This is a genomic window from Candidatus Uabimicrobium helgolandensis (genome assembly GCF_041508025.1).
GTDB lineage: Bacteria > Planctomycetota > Uabimicrobiia > Uabimicrobiales > Uabimicrobiaceae > Uabimicrobium > Uabimicrobium helgolandensis.
This window is the reverse complement of record NZ_CP165719.1, coordinates 8,560,826-8,582,299: the sequence shown is the minus strand read 5'-3', so window position 1 is coordinate 8,582,299 and position 21,474 is coordinate 8,560,826. Positions and strand designations below refer to the sequence as shown.

Annotated in this window: 12 protein-coding genes; 7 read left to right on the top strand and 5 right to left on the bottom strand. The window is 31.8% G+C overall.

Annotated features, from left to right (window positions below; translation table 11 throughout):
- Nucleotides 1–136 precede the first annotated feature (136 nt).
- Nucleotides 137–4,249 (bottom strand): protein kinase, encoded by a 4,113-nt coding sequence (locus UABHE_RS31700; protein ID WP_372367442.1) that lies wholly within the window; start codon nucleotides 4,247–4,249, stop codon nucleotides 137–139.
- A 991-nt stretch (nucleotides 4,250–5,240) separates the two neighbouring features.
- On the opposite strand from UABHE_RS31700, the gene dnaN reads away from it, so the two are divergent.
- From dnaN to UABHE_RS31675, 5 genes are all read left to right on the top strand, one after another.
- Nucleotides 5,241–6,362, top strand: a complete 1,122-nt coding sequence (dnaN, locus tag UABHE_RS31695; RefSeq protein ID WP_372367441.1) for a DNA polymerase III subunit beta — start codon at nucleotides 5,241–5,243, stop codon at nucleotides 6,360–6,362.
- The gene (locus UABHE_RS31690) at nucleotides 6,355–6,690 is read left to right on the top strand and encodes a DciA family protein (RefSeq protein WP_372367439.1); all 336 of its coding nucleotides are present in this window, start codon (nucleotides 6,355–6,357) and stop codon (nucleotides 6,688–6,690) included. Before dnaN ends, UABHE_RS31690 begins: the two co-directional genes overlap by 8 nt.
- Nucleotides 6,680–9,130 carry a DNA topoisomerase (ATP-hydrolyzing) subunit B gene (gene gyrB, locus UABHE_RS31685; RefSeq protein WP_372367438.1) on the top strand — a complete coding sequence of 817 codons (2,451 nt, stop codon included), beginning with the start codon at nucleotides 6,680–6,682 and terminating at the stop codon, nucleotides 9,128–9,130. The genes UABHE_RS31690 and gyrB overlap by 11 nt, the downstream gene beginning before the upstream one ends.
- An 11-nt stretch (nucleotides 9,131–9,141) precedes the next feature.
- Nucleotides 9,142–9,585, top strand: coding sequence for a DUF962 domain-containing protein (locus UABHE_RS31680; RefSeq protein ID WP_372367437.1), 444 nt, complete (start codon nucleotides 9,142–9,144; stop codon nucleotides 9,583–9,585).
- A 1,022-nt stretch (nucleotides 9,586–10,607) separates the two neighbouring features.
- Nucleotides 10,608–11,405 carry an FkbM family methyltransferase gene (locus tag UABHE_RS31675; RefSeq protein ID WP_372367436.1) on the top strand — a complete coding sequence of 266 codons (798 nt, stop codon included), beginning with the start codon at nucleotides 10,608–10,610 and terminating at the stop codon, nucleotides 11,403–11,405.
- Nucleotides 11,406–11,581: 176 nt separating this feature from the next.
- Here UABHE_RS31675 and UABHE_RS31670 read toward each other — a convergent pair whose 3' ends face one another.
- Nucleotides 11,582–12,757: a hypothetical protein gene (locus UABHE_RS31670; RefSeq protein WP_372367435.1), complete on the bottom strand. Its 1,176-nt coding sequence runs from the start codon at nucleotides 12,755–12,757 to the stop codon at nucleotides 11,582–11,584.
- A 729-nt stretch (nucleotides 12,758–13,486) separates the two neighbouring features.
- Nucleotides 13,487–17,530: a protein kinase gene (locus UABHE_RS31665; protein WP_372367434.1), complete on the bottom strand. Its 4,044-nt coding sequence runs from the start codon at nucleotides 17,528–17,530 to the stop codon at nucleotides 13,487–13,489.
- A 193-nt stretch (nucleotides 17,531–17,723) separates the two neighbouring features.
- Between UABHE_RS31665 and UABHE_RS31660 the strand changes: the two genes are divergently transcribed.
- The gene (locus tag UABHE_RS31660; RefSeq protein ID WP_372367433.1) at nucleotides 17,724–18,434 is read left to right on the top strand and encodes a serine protease; all 711 of its coding nucleotides are present in this window, start codon (nucleotides 17,724–17,726) and stop codon (nucleotides 18,432–18,434) included.
- A 180-nt stretch (nucleotides 18,435–18,614) separates the two neighbouring features.
- Here UABHE_RS31660 and UABHE_RS31655 read toward each other — a convergent pair whose 3' ends face one another.
- On the bottom strand, nucleotides 18,615–19,670 hold the full coding sequence (locus UABHE_RS31655; RefSeq protein ID WP_372367432.1) for a VPGUxxT family thioredoxin-like (seleno)protein, type 2: 1,056 nt from the start codon (nucleotides 19,668–19,670) through the stop codon (nucleotides 18,615–18,617).
- A 397-nt stretch (nucleotides 19,671–20,067) separates the two neighbouring features.
- On the opposite strand from UABHE_RS31655, the gene UABHE_RS31650 reads away from it, so the two are divergent.
- Entirely contained in the window at nucleotides 20,068–20,262 is a 195-nt protein-coding gene (locus UABHE_RS31650; RefSeq protein WP_372367431.1) for a hypothetical protein, read from the top strand.
- Nucleotides 20,263–20,407: 145 nt separating this feature from the next.
- On the opposite strand, the gene UABHE_RS31645 is transcribed toward UABHE_RS31650, so the two are convergent.
- Nucleotides 20,408–21,454, bottom strand: a complete 1,047-nt coding sequence (locus UABHE_RS31645) for a hypothetical protein (RefSeq protein WP_372367430.1) — start codon at nucleotides 21,452–21,454, stop codon at nucleotides 20,408–20,410.
- Nucleotides 21,455–21,474: the final 20 nt, after the last annotated feature.

Below are 21,474 nucleotides of genomic sequence, written 5' to 3'. Positions count from 1 at the left end.
GACTCCATCAATAATATCGCTCTCTTTTTATATATTAACCACTACAAAACCTAATATCGGCACCTAATTTCTCATAAAATAATCATCAACGAAACGCTTATATTAGGATATATTAATTTCATAATTTGACTAATCTCTATCTATGGTCTATATGTTTAATTTCTGGATAAAGATTCGACATAGATTGTTTAAATTTCTTCCTAGTATTTTGATCTCTGCGTCCTCGATTAGAGCGAATTTGCAGCTCATATAAACAGTAAAAAAGTGTACGTGCAAGAGTAAACTGCTTTTGATTTAAATAAATAAGCACCATTTGCATATGCTCATCTAAAACTTCGTCAAAAGGATTCTCCTGATTCGCTCGCGTCAAAAGATTTTTTTCAAACATTCTCTGCGCAAAAACTAACTCTCCCAAAGCAAGATACAAATACCCCGCTTCACCTCCTAAAGTAAAATTAGAAAGACTTGTAAGCTTATTTAAATACTTATAAGCTAAATCTTTATTGTTCTTTCGTACAATCATTTCTGCTAATTTAAATAAGTATAATTCCTGGCAAAAACCTGCTCGATAAAGAACATTTAACTCTAAAGCTTTCTCCATTTCTGGTACGGAAAGCGAAAAAAACATAGCATTAGTGAATAGATAAGTATCGTTATTTGGATCTAAAATTATCGCTTTTTTCAAATACTTTTGTGCCGGATGAACATTCAACATAGATGAAAAGTAATCAGAGAATCGTTTAAGGTTGCCATTAACAATAATATGATATGGTTCGGTAGACAAAAGCATATTCTTTTGTTTTTCCTTTGCCATTAACTCAGACATACAAATATTGTAAAACAACTGATACAAACCCAAAGCTATCGCTTGCTTTTGTTTTATTGAACTACTTTTTTGTGCTTCAGAGTAAAATTCTTCTACTTCTTCGTATTTCTGGCTAAGAGCAATATAACTAGACAAAGCAAATTTTCGAACTCTCTCATTTTTATGAGTAATAAATTTTTGTGCAATAAAACGCTTCTGTCTTTTAGTTAAAGGTTGTAAAAAAGCTAATTGCGTTTTTTCTTTATACCCAAGATTTGTTTCTTCATGGAGCTGATATAACATATAGGAAAGTAACTTCGTATCTGTAATTTTTTTCATTCTTGTTACTGAAAAATGAATATCAAAACGAGAGGTAATATAAGAAACGGAACATTGAGTTGTTACAGGTAACTTTGATAAACCGCCTTCGACAAAGCGAAAAAATGCAATTGCTTGCGCTACAACACGCATATTTCGACCTTTATATCGACTATCAATAAAAATACTATAAAATGAAAATATATACGCTGATGTTTTCTCTAAAGCTGTAAACTTCTTTGAAACTTCTTTATAAAGGGGATTTTCAAATAGGAGAGAGTCTTTTAAATTAATTGCCCAAGCAAATAAAGCTCGCGTTCTAATTAAAATAGAGTCAGAGGACAAACATTTGGTAATTTCAGGCATAAATTGCTTAACATCAATCCTACACTTTTCTGCAAATGAAAGAACAATATCCTGCACCAATAAACTAGAATCATTAAGCCCTACTTTAAACCAAGGAAAATAAAAAGAATTGCGCGTAGTATTATAACTACTCCATAATCGATAATGAGTATAAACGCGAATATTCTCATCTTTGTGGTATAAAGCCTTTTCAATTACATTCTTTATTTTCAACCATTTTGGTTTTAAATCCTGAATAGGAACAATTCCGTGTAAACTAGTTGCTGCAGTAATAGTTACTTTTAATGACTTATTCATCATCAAATCATACAGAAAATCCTGCTCTCTTTTTGAAACAACTAATCGGCGTTTTTGCTTATCAAAATCACGGCAAAAAGAGTCTTCTCTTTTATGGAAATGCGGAACAAACATCGAACGTGCGGTCAAAACCTGCAAAAATTCAAAATCTTGCGATGAAACATCCTCTTCTAATTTTTCAAGATCATTAAAAACTTCGTTTTTCTGTGCAAGAAAATTTTCACGAAGAACGACAGTAGCGAGTGTACGTAAGACTTGGCTTTTTTCTTTATTCGCAATATCTAAAACTGAAGCAAAATCATGTAGTTGTAGAAGACCATTCAAAACTAAATATTTTTCAAATAAGTTATCCGCAAAATAAAGCGCTTCAAGAAACTCTTGTTTACTAAATTCAGATAAGCCAGATTTTTGTTTATTTCGATATCGACGTGCTAATTTATAAAAAATAGCACGCGAAACTTCGCGTTTCTTTTCTTTCTTTATATTTTTTTGCATTGTAAGAATAGTATTTGCTATTTCAACAGATAAGTTTTTTTTCTGTATAAATCGTTCTATTTCAATATCAAATTCTTTGCTATACCTTGCTGTATATAAAGCAGACTCCACTTGACTATGCATTTCTTTGGAACGCAAACTACTTAGAAAAAAAGTAATTGACTGATTTGTATTTTTATTTGCCATCAACCGCGAACTATAATCCTCAGCATACAGATTTTCAATCTCTCTCCATTTACTCTCAAACAACAGAGGTGACAATGATTCAAATTTAGTAGTAAAAACATGTGCTATTAATCGATAACAATCATCGCGTAAAAGAGGTTCGTGGTAAGGAATATCGTGAATAAGTTTTGCTGCTTCAAAATTATAGTCCGTTAAAAATGCTTGTTGCAGATAAAAAAAGGCTTCATAATAGTTATTTTCAAGAATATATAATTTTCCAAGAGAATATGAATAATAACTGATAGAAGGAGATAATTTAACACAACGTTTCAAATACTTTTTAGCATTTGCAGATTGCTTAGTATCCTTCATATATATCTTTGTTATATAACCTAACAACTGCATATCATCAACGAAAATTTTTTCCGCTCTTTTTAAATAAAAAAGCGCTTCTTTTTTACGTTTAGTATGAAATAAACAAATCCCCTGGTAATAATCTATCTTAGCATCTTCAGTGTGTGGTCGTACTATTCGACTAAAAAAATCAATTGCATTGCTATACTCTTGCTGATGATATAAAATCAATGCTTTGTAATAAGGAATTTGCAAAACAACACTACCACTTACCTTGTGACTCTCAATATAATCAATAATCTTTAACGCTTCTTTGTATAGTTTTTCATTATATAATGCTCTTACAACAGTCATAAGTTGTAGATGTTTAAATAATGAAAGAGTATCTACCTCGATTTGAGTTAATTTTTTGTTGCGAATTAACAAAACAATATCATCCGCTCGCTTTTGTTGTTCTAATTCTTTTTTACTAAGTTGTGCTTTAACGGTAGAAGTAGAATTCATAAAATGAAAGCCTAGCACCACCATAAAAGCAACAAAAACAAAGGCACAACTAATATTGAAAGTTTTTATCCATTTTCGATAATGGTTTTTAATAATTTTACCTTCAAAAAAGCGTTCTAAATCCTGACAGAACAATTTCATATTTGCATAGCGATATTTTCTATCGCGCTCACTAGCTTTTTCCCATATAGTTTGTAATTTTTTATCTATATTTTTATTGATTTTGCACGGCGCAGTTATATGTCCACGGCGTATATTAGACAGTACCTGTAAAACATTATTTCCTGTAATCATGCGCTCATTTGTTAAAAGTTCATACAAAATAGTTCCTAAAGCATAAATATCAACTTGATAACTTATCTGAGAGCGTTTTCCAACAACTTGTTCTGGTGCCATGTAATAAGGAGTTCCTATAAGCTCACGCGTCTTTGTTAAATCATATTGTCTATCATTCTTAATACGTTTTGCCAATCCAAAATCGATAACATATAAATGTTCACCTTTGCCAACAAGAATGTTGTCAGGTTTTAAATCGCGGTGTATCACTTCTTTCCTATGTGCATATTCTATAGCTGAAGCTACTTGCGAAAACATCTTCATTTTTTTAATCAATGGCAATGGATGATTTTCTAAATATTCACCAAGAGTTTGTCCAGCAATATAATCCATAACAACATAATAGTTATCATCGACAACACCAGCAGCGTAAATCTTAGCAATATTTGGATGGTTAAGTTCTCCCATAATTTCCATCTCACGTTTAAAACGGCGATCATTAACACTACCACTCTTTTTTTTCATTACTTTAATAGCCACCTCTCGCCGCGGTGACTTTTGCATAGCTTTATAAACTATGCCCATTGCTCCTTGTCCAATTTGACCAATAATTTCATAATTCTGTTCAATATCTATTACAACTTGCTTTTCCATCACCACTCTATTCATGTATTGGGCCTTGAGTATCACTACTATGAAGTTAAACTCTAAAGTATTAACCGCAACCTTAATCTCTCAAATTCCATTTAAATTAAGAACAAAATTATCAGAACGCTAACTAAACAAGGATTTTACAATTCGCAAGATTTACACATTTAATTTTAAGAGAAAATAATTTTATTCGTACAAGTTACCAATTTTTAAGTTCATATAAATTTTAGCGCTATTTTGACATAAAAAAGCCTCGACACGCTTTATTATAGCTAAAGACAACCTAAATATGCTGAGAAACTTTTCTTTATCTATCTATCTTAACTAATTACCAAAATTTTACCTCAAATTAAAAAAATTTACCCATTTATTTTTGATCACTTTTAATTACAAAACCCCGTACTTAAAAATTGCAAAGTCGACTTTGCAAACTTTAATAAAAAAAAAATCTCTTTCCCTTTAAAATCAATAATCTCATATGCAAAAAAAATTAAAATTTCTATGAAAATTTTAATTGACTTTTTTGCTATTTTTAAGTATATTTTAGTATAGAAAATCCGTATGTTAGTAGTAAGCGCAAAAAAATGTGGATAACCTGTGGATAACCTGTGGATAGAATGTGGATAACTGCCTAGTTATCCACGACGGTTTTCCGTCACATAGTTATCCACATAGTTATCCACATATTGTCCACAGGTTATCCACAGCATACTCTACATGGCAGAGTACACTTAAGATCATGTGAAGAAATAACTTACAAAGTAGATCTGTAAGTTATACACATTTTGCGGTATATTATTACTTACATTATTTAAATATTATATAATATATATATATAGGTAATTCAAAAATAGAAAATAGAACTTTAAAAAAAAAATGCTTTTAGTTAATTATTGAATAAAAAAAAATGATGCTTTATAATAGACATGTAAAATACTACGGAAAACAATCATTAATCAAGTGTACATGATTCAATATTATAAACTATAGAGGTTATGGCTAAAGCTTTATGAAAATCAAATGTAAAAAACAGGTCTTGTTGCAAGCACTTCAAACAATTACAGGTGTTGCGGCGCAAAAAGATATTTATCCTATATTGGCCAACGTAAAAATAATAGCACACGACGGAGCTTTAAAATTAAAAGCTACAGATTTAAAAATTTCTTTAACGTATTCTCTTTCTAGTGACCAGTTTGAAATCTTAGAGCCAGGAGAATTACTTATATCAGCATTTAAATTTTTTAATGTTGTAAAAGAAAATCCAGATGACGAAGTAATTCTTCAAAAAGCAGATACTTTTAATGCTACAATTGTATGTTCCGATGGAAAATTCAAAATTCTGGGTGAAGAGCCTGAAAAATTCCCACCAGTACCTGAATTTGAAGAATCAGGCTCTTTAGAAATTTTAGGGCAAGATTTTCAAAAATTAATTAAGAAAACATTATTTGCAACAACAACTGAAAAGACAAGATACAACCTTGATAATGTTTTAGTTATGATTTTGAAAGATAAACTACGGTTTGTTGCGACAGATGGAAAAAGATTAGCTGTTTGTGATCGTCCTTGTAATGAAAATTCAACCTTGGAAGGTAAAGAATTTACTGTTCCTAGTAAGGGATTACAACAAATAGATCGCGTTTTAAGTGCTACATCACCAGAAAAAGTAAAGCTTGGTTTGATTGAAAATCAATTGCTTTTCCAAACAGATGAAGTTGTTTTATCTACTCGACTTGCTGATGCAAAATTTCCTCCATACGAAAAAGTAATACCTAAAGATCTTCCTCACAAAGCATTTCTAAAAGTTAAAGATTTTTCATCTGCTTTACGGCGTGTTTGTTGGTTTACAGATGAAAAAAACAAAAGCATTGAATTGAGTTTTTCATCTGATGCTTTAAACTTATTTGCTAACGAGGCAGGAGAAGCCTCTCTTGAAATGCCTGTTGTGTTCGAAGGGGAACCTTTTGATATAAAGTTTAATCCTGATTTTTTTAATGATATGCTCAAAATTATAGATTCTCCTGAAATTACAGTTTTTTTAAAAGATTTCTCATCACCTGCCATGATAAAAGATGGTGATGATTTTCAGTATGTTGTTTTACCTATAAAACCACAAGAGGTGGGCAGTGAATAATGAGTTATGGTGGAAAAACGCCAAGCAACCTGTAGGAATAGGAACACTTATTGACCAGTTATTTACAAAAAATAAAATTATAAAACGAGAAGACCAACGTATTGTTGATATATGGCATAGTGTGAACGATGAAGAAACTATAAAACGAACTAAAGTTGTTAAATATTTAAATAAAAAATTATATGTTTTAGTAGATTCTTCGGCATACATGTTTGAGATTCAAAACTTTAAGAAAAAACAGATTTTAAAAAAAATAGCTAGCTATAATCGCGAAGTGTATATTAGCAATATCATATTTCAGGTAGGAGATATAAAAGGTGGCGAGTGAGCAAAATGAAAATCTAGAGAGTGCAGAATCTCATGACTACCATTCTGACAATATCAAGGTACTCGAAGGTATTGAAGCTGTACGCAAAAGACCTGCAATGTATATTGGAAGCACTTCTAATGCAGGATTACACCACTTAGTTTATGAAATTGTAGATAACAGTATTGATGAAGCTCTCGCAGGATATTGTAAAAATGTAGAGGTTCGAATTCACTCTGATGAAAGTATTACTGTTGTCGATGATGGGAGAGGGATTCCTGTCGATGTACACAAAGAAACGGGAAAATCAGCTCTTGAAGTTGTTTTGACTGTTCTACATGCCGGTGGTAAATTTGATAATTCAACTTATAAGGTCTCGGGTGGTTTACACGGTGTAGGGGTTTCTGTTGTAAATGCTTTATCAGAAAATATGGAAGTCTCTGTGTATCGCGATGGACAGATTTATTTACAAAAGTACGAAAAAGGTGTTCCCACTACCGAAGTAGTTCCTGTTGGAAAGACAAAAATCACTGGAACAAAGGTATGGTTTCGACCTGATAGCGAAATTTTTGATGAAGTAATTTACAGTTTTGAAGTATTGCTAAAGCGTTTAAAAGAACTGGCGTTTTTGAATCAGGGAATTCATATAACACTAATCGATGAACGCGATGACAAAAAAGAAGTTTTTTACAGTGAAGAAGGTTTACTTTCTTTTGTTAAGCATTTGAATCAAAATCGCACAGCTTGTCATAATGATGTTATATTTTTTGGAAAAGAAGTTGATTTAGATGACCAAAAAATGAGCGCAGAAGTTGCCATGCAGTGGCACGATGGTTACAATGAAACAGTATATAGTTATGCAAATAACATTCATACCCGCGAAGGGGGAACACATTTTTCTGGGTTTAAGTCTGGCCTAACAAGGACTTTAAATAGTTATGCTAAAAAAGCTAATTTGTTTAAAGAGAAGCTTGTTCCTGCAGGAGATGATTGGCGCGAGGGGTTAACCTGTATTATTTCAGTTAAGCTTTCTGATCCTCAGTTTGAAGGACAAACCAAAACTAAACTTGGAAATCGCGAAGTTCAAGGTCTTGTTGAATCAATTGTTAATGAAAGATTTGGAAGCTTCCTTGAAGAAAACCCTGCAATTGCAAAAGACATTATTGGTAAAGGTCTTAATGCTGCTAGAGTCCGTGAAGCTGCGCGCAAAGTACGTGATATAGAAAGAAACCGTAAAAGCCCACTGCATTCTGGTGGATTACCAGGGAAACTTGCTGATTGTAGTAGTCGAGATATTGCAACAACAGAATTGTATATTGTAGAGGGAGATTCAGCGGGAGGATCTGCTAAATCTGGTCGTGATCGTCATTATCAAGCTATTTTGCCAATTAAAGGTAAGATACTTAACGTTGAAAAAGCACGTATTGATAAGATTTTAGACCACAATGAGATCAAAATGATCATCACGGCATTAGGAACTGGCATTCAAAATGAATGTGATATTGAAAAGCGGCGTTATGGGAAGCTCATTATTATGACTGATGCCGACGTTGATGGTTCTCACATTCGGACCTTGTTACTTACTTTCTTTTTTCGACAAATGCGTTCTTTGGTTGAAGAGGGTTATGTTTATATTGCGCAGCCACCGTTATACAAGTTTACTAAAAAACGAAAAGAACAATATGTGTATTCTGATAAAGAATTTCAAAGTGCTTTGCTTGATTTTGGTGTAGAAGAGACTAAACTACAATTGCCGAGCGGTTCTTTTATTGAAAAAGAGACTTTACGCGGTTTATTAGAAACGCTTATTCGGATGGACAATCTTGTAAATAACTTGTTGAAATACGATATTGATTTAAATGATTTTTGGAAAAATCGAAAATCTGATGAATTTAGATTACCAAGATATAAATACACCTACAAAGGTTCTGCTGGGTACTTTTTTTCTGAAGAAGAGTTTCACAATTTTTGCGAAGAACGTTCAAACGAACTAGGTGACGAGTTACCTGTTGTTAACTTTTTTAGAACTACTACAGTTGATGATGAGTCTTTGTTTCTTTCTGAAATTTATGGTAGCAAAGAAATGGAAAAACATTGTCGTGTTATTGAAGAAACAGGTTTTTTAGCAGAAGATTTTTTCGATGGCGAAAAGCGCGATTATAAAATAAGTTATGGAGAAGAAGAGGAAACTATTCACTCTCTCTCTAGTGTAGTTCAAAGATGTTTAGAACATGGGCGCAAAGGTTTAAATGTCCAAAGATATAAAGGTTTAGGAGAAATGAATCCTGATCAATTATGGACAACCACTATGGACCCTAGTACAAGAACACTTTTTCAGGTAACGGTTGAAGATGCAATTGAAGCAGAACGGTTATTTTCTGTTTTGATGGGTAATGTTGTGGAGCCGCGAAGAGAGTTTATAGAAAAATACGCTTTAGATGTTCAAAATTTAGATGTTTAAGGATTCTAACTATGAGAACAGTTCAAGAATATTTTTGCGAATATGAAAGTCATCATTGCAATAAGCACAATAAAATAACTCATTATGTTGGTATTCCACTAATTTTAGTGGGTTTAATGGGGCTTTTAGCTCGAATACCTTATTCATTTGAAGCTTATGCAGGATATAGAATTGACTTTGCTATTATTATAACTGCAATGGTGTATTTTTTGTTTTATATACGCATGCATTTTTTATTATCGATATTTATGTTAATGTGCTTTGCTGGTTTTTATATTGCTGCTCAATATCTTTCCATGTATGTTTTATGGAGTGTCTTTATTGTCGGTTGGATTTTACAATTAGTAGGTCATGCTGTATTTGAAAAAGAAAAACCTTCTTTTACTGATAATTTAGTGCACTTACTTATTGGTCCTTTATGGATATTGAATCATGTTGTAAAGTGTGTTAAATAGATATATTTGTGTATAAAAATGGGCCTTTAATTAAAGGCCCATTTTTTTTTGTATAGAGTGTATACAATATGCGTAGTTAAATTTCTTTTAAGCGCCTGAATTCCCGATTTTTTAGAGATAATAGGGCGAGTGTTTACCCCGTTTTTAATTAATCTTAATTAAAAACTTCGCTTAAATTATAACCCTGGAGCATGGCTTTAACGAATATTTGCGACCCAGCTGTTGTCTGCTATACTTCTTGTATTTATTGATTTACAATAACCTGCAAGTGCTTTTTCTTCAATTCTGTTAGTCATGGTCACGAGTTTTTTAATATAATGTTTTAATTGGGGCGTGTCATCATTCAAAATATTGTGTGTTTTTTCGAGCCCGTTTTCGAAACTTTCACTAACAATTTATCAAAGAAGCAAAGTTTCTTTTTCCATCGCAAAAAACTAGTATTGAACCAATAAATCACTTTCTGTCGCTCTCAAAAAGTTTTCGGGCGCGGGCTCGCAAACGGGTTCGGACTCAATACTACTGGCGTATCATTAAATGAATCCGTTATATTTTTATCTGTATTGAATGATGACAGGCCCTGATTACATGTCCTACTTTCAACTGTAGAGTATAACTATAATATTCTGAATATCTTATGATATAATAAGATATATATTTTACAGGCTTAGAGTCTGTATTGAAGTTTGGATGTTATCCACATTTGTGGATAACATGTGGATAATTTAAAATATAATAGATGCGGTAAAAAATAAATTATTATTTTACATGACTCTTTATCTATTCGTGTTGCTATTTTTACTTACAGAATATACTATGCGCATTTTAAATGTCTAGCTGATGAATAAAATTTCTATGTAAAATTTGGTATTATTCTTTGCCATATCTTTATGAGTCACTTAGTAAAAAACTACGATTGAAACGTTATCCACAAAGTGTGGATAACTTGTGGATAAATTCAAAATATAATGAGTCACTTAATAAAAGTTATTATTGGAATGTTATCCACACTTTGTGGATAACTTGTGGATAAAAGAATGATCAAATATATAATAGATCGCTGGTATATAAAAAAGCCGCGTTTTCGAGAATTTGTAACTAGATTATTATATGGTTCAAAGAGTTGTTATGTGCGTTTGTTTGATACAAGAGTACATTTGAATACTTTAAGAGAAAATGGTTATTTTCGCGTTTCAAAAATGGAAAAAAATTCTTCACTATTACATCATGAAGTAGCTGTTATGCTGAATTTAACTCATTTAGTTAAGTCTGATAGTACTTTTATTGATATAGGTGCAAATATTGGAGTTTATTCTATTTTCTTTGCAAAATTTCAACATCTTTATAGTCAGTTTTCTGTACATGCCTTTGAAGTTCACCCCGATACTTTTTCTCGTTTATCTGTTAACGCCCAAGAACATAATTTTGAAGCATATTGTTTTGCTATTAGTGATACTAAAAAGGTAGACAAATTTATAGAAGGGGCTGTTTCCCATGTAACAACTATGGCATCTAAATTAAACGCCTATTCAAAAAAAGGAGCTTATTTTGAAGCGAAGTGTCTTCCTTTGTCTGAATTTACATTTGATGGTGGTAATTTAATATTGAAAATTGATGTAGAGGGTCAGGAGTATGAAGTATTAGAAGGGGCTCGTAGTTTTTTTGAAGATGAACGAGTCACTTGTGTGTATTTAGATGGATATAGTGATAAGCGCGTTTTAATGTTTTTGCAATCTTATGGATTTGAGTTTTTTGATGGTAGGACTTTAAAAAAATCAGATGGAAATATCTTTGCATTATTGGCAATAAGAAGCACTGATTAATATCAGTACTTCCTTAGTTAGAAATAATGATTGGGTTATAATAACTATTAATTCTTTGACTGTGAAAATCTATTATAAATTTTTAGTTTCTTAGGTCTGTGATTATTCAAAATAGATAATATTTTGAGCTCGAGTTTGGGCTTTACGATTACTTATGGATACATATACTATGTGGATTAATTGTTGGTTTGGCTTTGAATTTTTAGTATTGCACTTTTACGACCTTGAGAAAAGTTGAGGGTTTTTTTATAATATTCTTTTGGGTGTGTGTTATACGCTTGTTGTAAAATAGAGGTACCTTTCTCTACTTTTTCAACATTAGAACTTAGAGATAATACTAAACCGTAGTTATAATATGCTTTTGCTTTTTTTTCGGATTCAAAATTATGTGATTGTTCGTAGATTTTTTGGAATACCTGTGCGGTTTCATCGTAACTTTTTTGAAGGAAGAAAGTCATTCCTCTTTGGAAATCTGGGTGGTCCAATTCTTCGACGTAAAAAGAGTGCTTTACATAATAAGGCAGGATTGTATGACTAAAGTTTTTTACCATGGATGATATTATTGAGTTGTATTCATCTCGCGGATCTATTCTTTCTGGTATATGATTGATCCCCTTTCGGGATAGATTTTTCTTCTTTTCGTATTGTTTAGATGTTACTATTTTTTGCGTTTTGGCATTTACAAAATCTATAGACATGTTAATTGCTAGTTTGCCTTGGCGAGTGTACTGTATTTGAATGTTATCTATCTTATTTTGTTTGTATGTACTTTGTTTTGATTTTAACTCATCTAATTGCATTTCATATTGATTATATTTTTTTAAATATTCTTTATCTAATTCTTTGATTTCACTAGTCATTTTTTCTTCGTCTTCTCCATTTGCCATACGAAATTTACGGTTTCTTATTTCGCTTTCGTAAATTTTTTCAAGATAATCAATGCGCTCCTCAATTTCTTCAATTTGCGATTTATGTGGATCATCTGAAAAGTCTGGTTTTAATTTTTTTTCACTCACTTCTTCGTCATTAAAAATAATTTTTGTTTTTACAAATATTAATGCATCTGTTTGTAATCTTATATTTGCTAATTTATCTGTGTTATAAGTTTGTGAGTTTTGTTGGATGAAGTTTTCACTAACGGTGTTGCACATATTTGAAGAATTAATTTTAGCATTAATTTTTGATACTGCATTGCGCGATAATTCACCTTCTAACGGGATAACTGCGATTGTTTTGTATTTTGAGATGCTTATTTCTGCAGGTGTTAATATGGATATGTCATATAGTTTAGGTGATGAAATGCATCCCGAAATGCATAAAATTATGATGATGAATATAAAAAGGTTTTGCATGTTTTTACCTTAAAAAAGAGTGTGCTATCTATTAGAAAAAAGCGCAATTTAGTTGTATTCGTGTTTATGAGTAATTGAGCCTTAAAGTGTTGGAATCTATTTACAAAATTATTTTATGTTTCTGAGTTTTTAGGCTTTGAAAATAGGATAGAATTAAATTCGCGTTGTTTTTATTTTTTGTTAAACCTAAACACAAAACTTAATGCTTTTGTGTATATAGAGTGCATTTAGCTATTTTTATTCAATTGTGCTAAGGGATGTGGTTGAAAGAAATTTACAATAGGACAACTTATATAAAGTATGAAAAACCTTAATGAAAATGCTATTTCTTTAATAAATGACTAATTGGAAAGAGTCGAATTATTATTACTTAGGTAAGTAGAAAAATATAGGGAAAGCAATATTTTATAAACTCTATATGGCAAAAATGTCCAAAAATTTTAATTATTTGTTTAGGGTGTGTGAGCGTTTAGGCTTTATTCATTACATAGTCCTTGTAAATCCCAGTGTCGTTGTATCAAACAGAACTTGGCTATGCCACTTTTGATACGCTTTGCTATGTTTTACAACGATTTACGTACTAAACAAATTTTAAATGTTGACACACCCTGATTATATATTGTTTTATTTTTTAAAAGTTATCCACATTTTCTGTGTGGATAACTTGTGGATAACTTTGAAGATTAACTCGTGCCGTGAATGAGTTTGTTTTTTGTAGAGAGAGTGTTATTACGGAGTGTCTTCGTCATTTCTTTTTGTGATAAATGAATCTATTCCAGCGCATAAGCGAAAGCCCAATGATTCTACAGGTACTGTGTCTATAGAATAAAGAGTAAAGTCTATAGGAGAAATAAAACTGTCTTGCCAAGAGTTACCTTTTAACCCGAGCCTGTTGTTTTTATGGTTTTTAATGTACTCTTTTACATTCCCTCCTAAATCTTTGATTGAAAATAGAGATGTATCACTTGTGAATGTACCTACAGAGTGTATTTTTTGTAGGTGTTCAATAGTAAATGCTGTATTGTAAAAAATTGTATTGTTGTAATTACTTGCCACGTATTTATTTTTTATATTTCCTTGTGCAGCGTACTCCCACTCTTTATCACTTGGTAACCGCCAAACAAGACCTTGTTTTTTCCATTTTGAGTCGATATTGTTATTTTGCCAGCGAATGTAACGTTGTACTTGTGAAGCACTCACAGCAAAAATAGGCCAGTTATCTTCTCCTACTATTTGAGTAAATTCCCCTTTGTACATATAAAAAAGTGGTTTGCCAGAACTCAAGATAGGTATATTTTCTTTTACTATATTTTTCCCATACTCACGGTATGTGTTGTATAAAAAAAGTTTCCAGTCTTTTATTGTTACTTCATGGCGTCCAATTAAGTAGCCTGTTGTGTTGTTTTGTTGACCGTTTGGGTGGTTGTGTAATATTGGAATATATTTTTCTGTTAACTGTGGAGGTAATGAAATTTTTATATTTTTTATTAAATAGACATTTTCCCTAACGTTTTGTTTGATCTTAAAGGATTTTTTATGTCCATTTTGATCAAGTATGTAGTTTCCAGGAGGTAAGTGGATGTAATTGTCGATTACTTGATTTCTTTTATTCTTGATTAGTATTTTTTGTTTCGTAGGTAAAAAGCCTTGTTCTATTAACGATGAAAATGGTGTGTCTTTTTCAATGTAGAAGCTACTACTACGAAAAATAGAAGTTGGTACTTTAACAGAAACGTTAGCATAATTTCTAATAACTAAGCACGAAACGAATTTTTTATAACGTATTGTATTGTATAGATGATGTTTGCCTTGTAGATACTTCCCGTTTACCTTGTATAATAGATCGTTTTTTTGCAAACGATTAGCTCTGTCAATTACGGAATGTATACGTAATAAAGTATTTTGTTTGCTTGTTATATTTTGGCAAAAATAAGATATTTGTCGAATATGTTGGTGTGAAAATTTCTCTTTAATAGATAATCTTAAGTCTTTAGTTATGTATGAATTTTGATCGATTTGTTGATAAGCTCTTTTTTGCCATGTTTGAAATGTTGCTGATTTATGTTTTTGTAATGAAGACATATATAAAGAGGTACATAATAACTGATATGCATTTATATAGTTTGGGTTTTGTTCTATTAGTTGTATTAATTGCTCTTGAGCTTCAAAATGTTGTTTATTTATAACTAGCTGTATTGTTTTGTTGAATAAGTTTGTTATTTGTGCATAGAGATTTTGTTGTACTTGCGGTTGTATTTGTTGTTTTTTTATGTCGAAAGGGTAGAGCTTATTTTGCCCTAGTTGGTTTTCTTGAAACTTAAATATGTAGCAGTTTTTTATATTTTCAATGTGTATTTTTGTTGCTTTTTCTTTGCTTTTTGATATTTTTCGATATTCTTGGGTGTATATATTTTCTTCTTTCGCGGTAGAAAAAATAATGATGTTTTCTAGTATTTCTAATAGTTTTTCTTGATGCTCTTTTGACGTATTTTGTAGATATAATTGTTTTGAAATAGGTAGTAATTTCGTTTGTAATACTGCTTTGTATTCTGATTGGAGTTGTTTTATTTTTTGTTGATAGATCTTTGTTTGAATATAATGATTTTCTACACTTAAACCGACAAAAGAATTTTGTAAATGTTGTAGGTTTTTTAAGTAATGCTCTTCGTGTTCTTGTTGGAGTTGCTCTATATTCTTTAAACTTAAAGTTGAGTAAATTCCTGTAGGAGAATAAAATGCTTTTGCGATAATAAGAAAGAGTGCTCCTATTAGTATAGGAATAATGTAGTTAGTAAATCGGTAGCGCCTTTGAATGTCTGTAGATAGATTAAATAAAGGAGCAATTATAGATTTATACTGCAAAAGTTTGTCTATATCATCAGCAAAAATGCTGGCATTTTGGTAGCGTTTTTTAGCTTGTTTTGCTAGCGCCTTTGAACATATACCTTCTGCTTCGCGAGTTATGTTTGATTTTTTCCATATAGGTAGATATAGACGGTTTGTAATAAAGCTTTTTGTTAAAAGTTTGTAGAGTACTGCCCCTAAAGAATAAACGTCGTGTAAGGGTGAAAGACTTCCAAACAAAACAGATGGTGATTGGTAAATAAAATCTTTTTGTAGTTGTTTATCAAACATCTTATTCATATACAGATCTGTAGATAGACCAAAGTCTACAAGGTAAGCTTGTCCATGTTTATCAACAATTATATTTGATGGTTTTATGTTGCGATGAACAATGCCCTTAACGTGAGCATATTGTAATGCGCGGGCAAGATCCCTAACTAGTATTAGACATTTTTGAATACTAATTTCGTTTTGGTCGATGTATTGCTCTAAGTTTTGTCCTGAAATATATTCATAGGCAATATAATGGGTATCTCCGCATTTATTGATTTCTATTACACGTAGAATGTTGTTGTGTTCGAGTATTGAAGCGTCATGCGCGTCTTGTACGATAGATCTTACGTATTTTTCACTGCCATTTAGTATTTTGATAATTAAAGGTTTTTTATAGCGTACGGCTTCATAAACGGTACCTAGATATCCTCGCCCTAGTTTCTTTTTTAGGATAAAATTACCAAAATAATCATCTTTAGTTTCCATAGACGTTTTGATTTCTTGGGTAATGTCATAGGCTTTTTTATTAAATTCTATTTGTTGAAATTGGCTCCAGAAATTTTTCGCTTCTTGTATAGATGAATCTAAAGCGTCTTGTATAAGAGTCGTATATTTTTCAGGAATGTTTGTGAGCTCAGGAAGTTTATTATCTTTTAAGAGAGATAGGTATTTTTGCTGTGGAATATCAGTAAATGGAATTTGCGTTGTTTTTAGAAAGTAGAGTAAAGAACCTAAAAGAAATATGTCTGTTTCTGTTGTTGGTTTGCTTGTTATATGCGTAGGGTGTGTAAAGCCTAAGATTTTCGGAAGAGAATGGTAAATATTTGTCGTTAGTAAATATGACCTATAGTGGCCAAAAATGTATATATTTTGCTTTTTGTCTATGTATATATCACCAGGGTTTATTGCTGCGTATATTTTATTTTGTAGATGTAGATCGCGAATAAAATCAGTTAATGATTCAACAATAGATACTATCATATCATTATGAATAGATTTTTTTTGAGCGACTAAATCATGCAGAGTTGTTCCTTGTATATAGTTTTCAACCCAAGCATATAAACCTAGGGAGTCATCTAAAATGATATTTTCTGTTGTGGGAACTTGTTCTAAGGAAGAGTTAGATAGGTCGTTAGCTACGTGCATGAAATAAGCCACATATTCAGGCTGCGATGAGTACTTTGGTTTTAATATTTTGATAACATAGCGCCCGCAATTATATACCCAGGTAAAGTGTCCTTCTGAGATTTTTGTCATTTTCCCATATTTGCCTTCTATTTTTTGTTTCCAGTTGGGAAAATGTTCTATTGTTTGCGTATCATGTTCAATGATGCACTCGATGGTTGAATTTTTAATTTTGATTTTTATTGATGTTTTTGGTTCGGAAAGTGAGATTGTGTGTGATTCGTTTTTGGTGATGATACGACTGTTATTTTGATATTCGCAAATAAGTTTTTTGTGAGCTTTAAGCTCGAATTTCATTGTTTGGCTATCTGTCATTAGTGTAACATGCTGGGGAAAGGCTTCTTTTATCCATATATCTTGAGAATGGTCACTACCTATATCAATTATTTTTTTCTCATCAACAGATATAAATTTAGTAACGGATGATATGTCGTTACGGTGAATGACGATTGTCCATATCAGATTTTGCAAAGTTTCGCCTTTCGTTATAAATCATTAAAGTTTCATAACACGCACTAGAGGTGTCGACGTTTAGGTTTTTATATAATCTCCTTGAATTACTAAATACAAGAGAAATAAATGCCGACACGCCCTAATTATAATTCTTTTATGAAAAATGCTCAAAATCAATCATAACATCCATTTATAAAAAAGGAACTCTATTTTGAAAATATATGCTGTGATTTTTTGTTTGTTTTTTTCAGGTTGTGTGTCTCAAAGTACTTCCATTAAGAGAGTGGAATCATTCGACATAAATAAACATTCTTCTTATGTAGTAGCAGTTAATATTCTTACAAAAGCACAAGAAATTTTTGGAGCAACCGGTGTTCTTGTAGATGAGCAACATGTGGTAACAAATTATCATATATTGGAGGAAGACACTTCTCGTTTGTGGATAGAATGGGTGCCTTTTCTTGGTCGATCTCCTATTGACGCAGAGGTTGTTTTTTCTGATCGAGAAAATGATTTGTTATTACTAAAGCTAGATAGAACTGTTTCTTATTCTACAGCAAATGTTACTAGCTCAAATTCTGTTTTTTTGGGGGAAGAGATTTTTATTTTAGGTTTTCCTCAAGCAACACAAATTGAAGATAATATCACATTACACGTTTTTGGAGGTCTTATTTCAGCGAAGCAACCCAAATCATCTAGTGATTTTCCTCGTTTAATTTTGGACGCGAAAGTTATGCAAGGAAATAGTGGTGGACCTGTTATTGATCGTAAAAATGGTGATATTATTGGTTTAATTTCAGGCACTATAGTTGATATTATCGATAATGAAGATGGATCTTCTATTGAAGGTGAGAGTGTAGGTGTTGCAATTCCGCTAGAACTGTTACAACGTTTTTTACAAAGATATAATGAAGTAAATTAGAGCTAAAAATTTAAAAAGTATGTGATTACTGTGAAAGTGATAATCAAGTATTATATGCCTGTAGTTTGTATAATGTTTTTCTTCATTGGATTATTTTAGATTTTTAGCTCAATAATATTTCGATTGGTAATAGAATTGGGAAATTATAGCCTATGTTTTTACTCACAGTAGAATGCCAATTTAGTTTTGAGGATCCAGTGCTCCTTTTAGTTTGACATAATAACGAGATAAATTTTTCATACTGCGTTGTGGAACAAGAGATGATACTTTTCTATTTGGCCAACTGCGTTTTATCTGATTAGATAGTTTTATTTGTAGTGGAGATAGATATTTGTGATAGTCTCGTTTACCACTTACGAGCGCATTGTTTAATAAAGTAGCTTGGCGAAATGTTAATGGTAAGTAGTAATATTGTGGAAATCTACGGAGTTGATATTTTTGGTCTTTTGGACTTGCAGCCGCAGTTTTTTGTTTGCTGTAAACAGCTTTGTTATGTACGATTTTTTTAGCTGTTTTTAGCTGCTGTTTTGTACGTGCGAAAATGCGGCTGTTACATTTTAAATTATTTGCTTTGATCACAAGTTGTTCGTAATCGATTGTTTGAGGATCAAAATAAACATCGACAACTTCGTAACCATTTAAATGCCCGGCCATTGTATATTTGACACCTTTTACTCCTGCTAATTTAGATTCTCCGGACCAATAACAGTACATTGCAAATGTGGCTTTTTGTAATTTATTTTTATCGTATTCACTTAAGGCCAGTTGTAGGTATAGCGGGACGTTTTTATTTGTTGCCTTTAAAGCCTTAACCATTTGTACGAGTAAAAATTTATTCGAATAACCTTGTTGTCGTGGTATGAGATCCTTTTGATTGTGATCAAAAAATCTAATAACAGGGTTATTCCATGATGGCTCACCAAACCTTCGTAAAATTTGCGCGTCTTTACCTGAATGGTTGTTGTAAACTACAACGGGCACAAATTCTGATTCTGCTGCTGCAACAATCATTGGATTTTGTAAAGGTCCTTGACCGAAATTGACACATGTAGAGCATCCAGGCACTTCATCAAAAAGAACCATTAGAGGTTTTTTTTCTTTTTTTGCTTGTTGCAAGGCTTTACTAAAGTTGCGTTGCCACTTTATTTGTCCTAACTCACGAGGAGTATCAGCTGTAGTATTTGAGAATAAAACATATGTAGTAATTATTGCGATTATGATTGTGTATTTTCGCATGGTTTTCCTTTCATTTGCGATTTAGGATTATGGCTCTTTAATTTTAATAAGTGTATTTTTATAAAATAGTAGTGGTCGACTAAGGAATCTAGTAAAAGTTTTATGCTTTGTAGATCCCTGATTGGGTCTAAAATAAGAGTCGTAAACAAACACAAAACCTTACACTTTTCCTTCTTTTTATTTTAAATGAATGACTGTGTTTCTTGGGAAAGCTAAATTTAAAAAGGAGTAGAGGAGATCATCACGTATTTGAGCCTTTGAAATCAAAGGTTTGGAATGTTCTTGTTTTTGTGACCACCTAAAATATTAGCTTAAGGGCTTTGGGTGTGTTAGATATTTTAGTGTGTTATTATATTAGCACAATTGGAAATTTAAACTATTTTGAAAGGAGAACTAAATGAAAGCTGTTAAATTTTGTTTTATAAAACTAATCATATGTTTATCGATCTTGAGTTATTGTTTGTATTCTTCTGAAAATTCACTAAATTTTGATACAATTGCACTAACTGTTTTATCTTGTCGTTATTTTGCTATTCTTTGTATTGAAGTGATATACGCAAGACTTGACAGAACAAATCCTTTGCTAACCTAATACAAAACAAACATAAAATATTTAACAATAAATTAAATGATTTTAATTTTTTATGAGTAATATATATGTATTTTAGTCGCCTTATTTTTGTATGAGGAGTGCTTTAATCCGTTGCGGATTACGAGCATCTCCTGCCAAAAACGAGTTAATCATCGAGTAGCGAAAAACCCAATTTTAAATCAACGTATGAAATTTTTTGTTTTTTATCTACCGATAAGGTGTACACTTTAACAGAATTGTGATGGTAGTTTGTTGCTGTTGCTTTTAGATCACTAACAAAAAACCGTGAACTGTTCTCATCCAAAGCATTAATATCATCTCCCAAATACCGATAACAAACCCCTGGCTGTGATAACAAAACCTTTAAAACTTGGTTATCGTTTATACGAGTAACATATATTTTTTTTTGTTGGCCTCGTAAAGCTTCTTCTAAAGATTGACTTTTGTAAACAGCTTTTTTACTTATGTGAGCTATTGTTTCTTGTAATGTGATTTTTAGTGCCTTTCGACCAACTTCAATGCTTACTCCACTTCCTACGTGTATAAATCCTGCGGCCAAACATGGATCTTTGCCGTTACTATGTAAATTTTGATACCACATAACATGATAGGCCATGTATTCGCATAAAAATTTTCCGGGATTTCCCTTCCAGTCTACCCAAGCTTTTATACCTAAATTTGCAGCATTGATTTTTTGTGCAATATTTTCAACTGGTAAAGTTGAGTGAAGAGTAAAATTGTCCTTGCGAGTAATATCTGGTTTTGTCATAGGATATTGTGGTGCTATGTAGTCTTTACGCCAATCTTTCGCAGGTAAATTTCGCGCATTGAATTCTATTTCCCAGGGGCCGTGTCCTAAACCAAAAGCAATAATAGCAACTGGTTTGACTTTCTCTACAATTTGCCAAAAATCTCGCGAAGTATCCTGGTAGTCTACTTCTAAATTTCCTTGTCCGCATCCATTTTCTTTTTTTAATCCGTTGGGAAACGTTGGAAAAAAGGAGTATAGATTGTAACCTGAATTTTGCCAGTTTTTTCCTTGCCATCCTTGTGGATTTAGCGTGGGGTTATCGCTAAAGTTTTTGACTATTTCGTTGGTGGGAGGCCAGTAGCCGGTGATTAATATGTTTTTATTTTCTTGTGTAAAAATAATAGAACAACAGCTAAAAAAAATAATACTAAGTAGCTTCATTTTTGCTCCTTTTTTGAAAA

Excerpts from the sequence above, each read along its gene's own strand:
- UABHE_RS31700 (WP_372367442.1), bottom strand. The coding sequence starts at position 4,249 with ATGAATAGAGTGGTGATGGAAAAGCAAGTTGTAATAGATATTGAACAG.
- dnaN (WP_372367441.1), top strand. The coding sequence starts at position 5,241 with ATGAAAATCAAATGTAAAAAACAGGTCTTGTTGCAAGCACTTCAAACA.
- UABHE_RS31680 (WP_372367437.1), top strand. The coding sequence starts at position 9,142 with ATGAGAACAGTTCAAGAATATTTTTGCGAATATGAAAGTCATCATTGC.
- UABHE_RS31670 (WP_372367435.1), bottom strand. The coding sequence starts at position 12,757 with ATGCAAAACCTTTTTATATTCATCATCATAATTTTATGCATTTCGGGA.
- UABHE_RS31655 (WP_372367432.1), bottom strand. The coding sequence starts at position 19,670 with ATGCGAAAATACACAATCATAATCGCAATAATTACTACATATGTTTTA.
- UABHE_RS31650 (WP_372367431.1), top strand. The coding sequence starts at position 20,068 with ATGAAAGCTGTTAAATTTTGTTTTATAAAACTAATCATATGTTTATCG.
- UABHE_RS31645 (WP_372367430.1), bottom strand. The coding sequence starts at position 21,454 with ATGAAGCTACTTAGTATTATTTTTTTTAGCTGTTGTTCTATTATTTTT.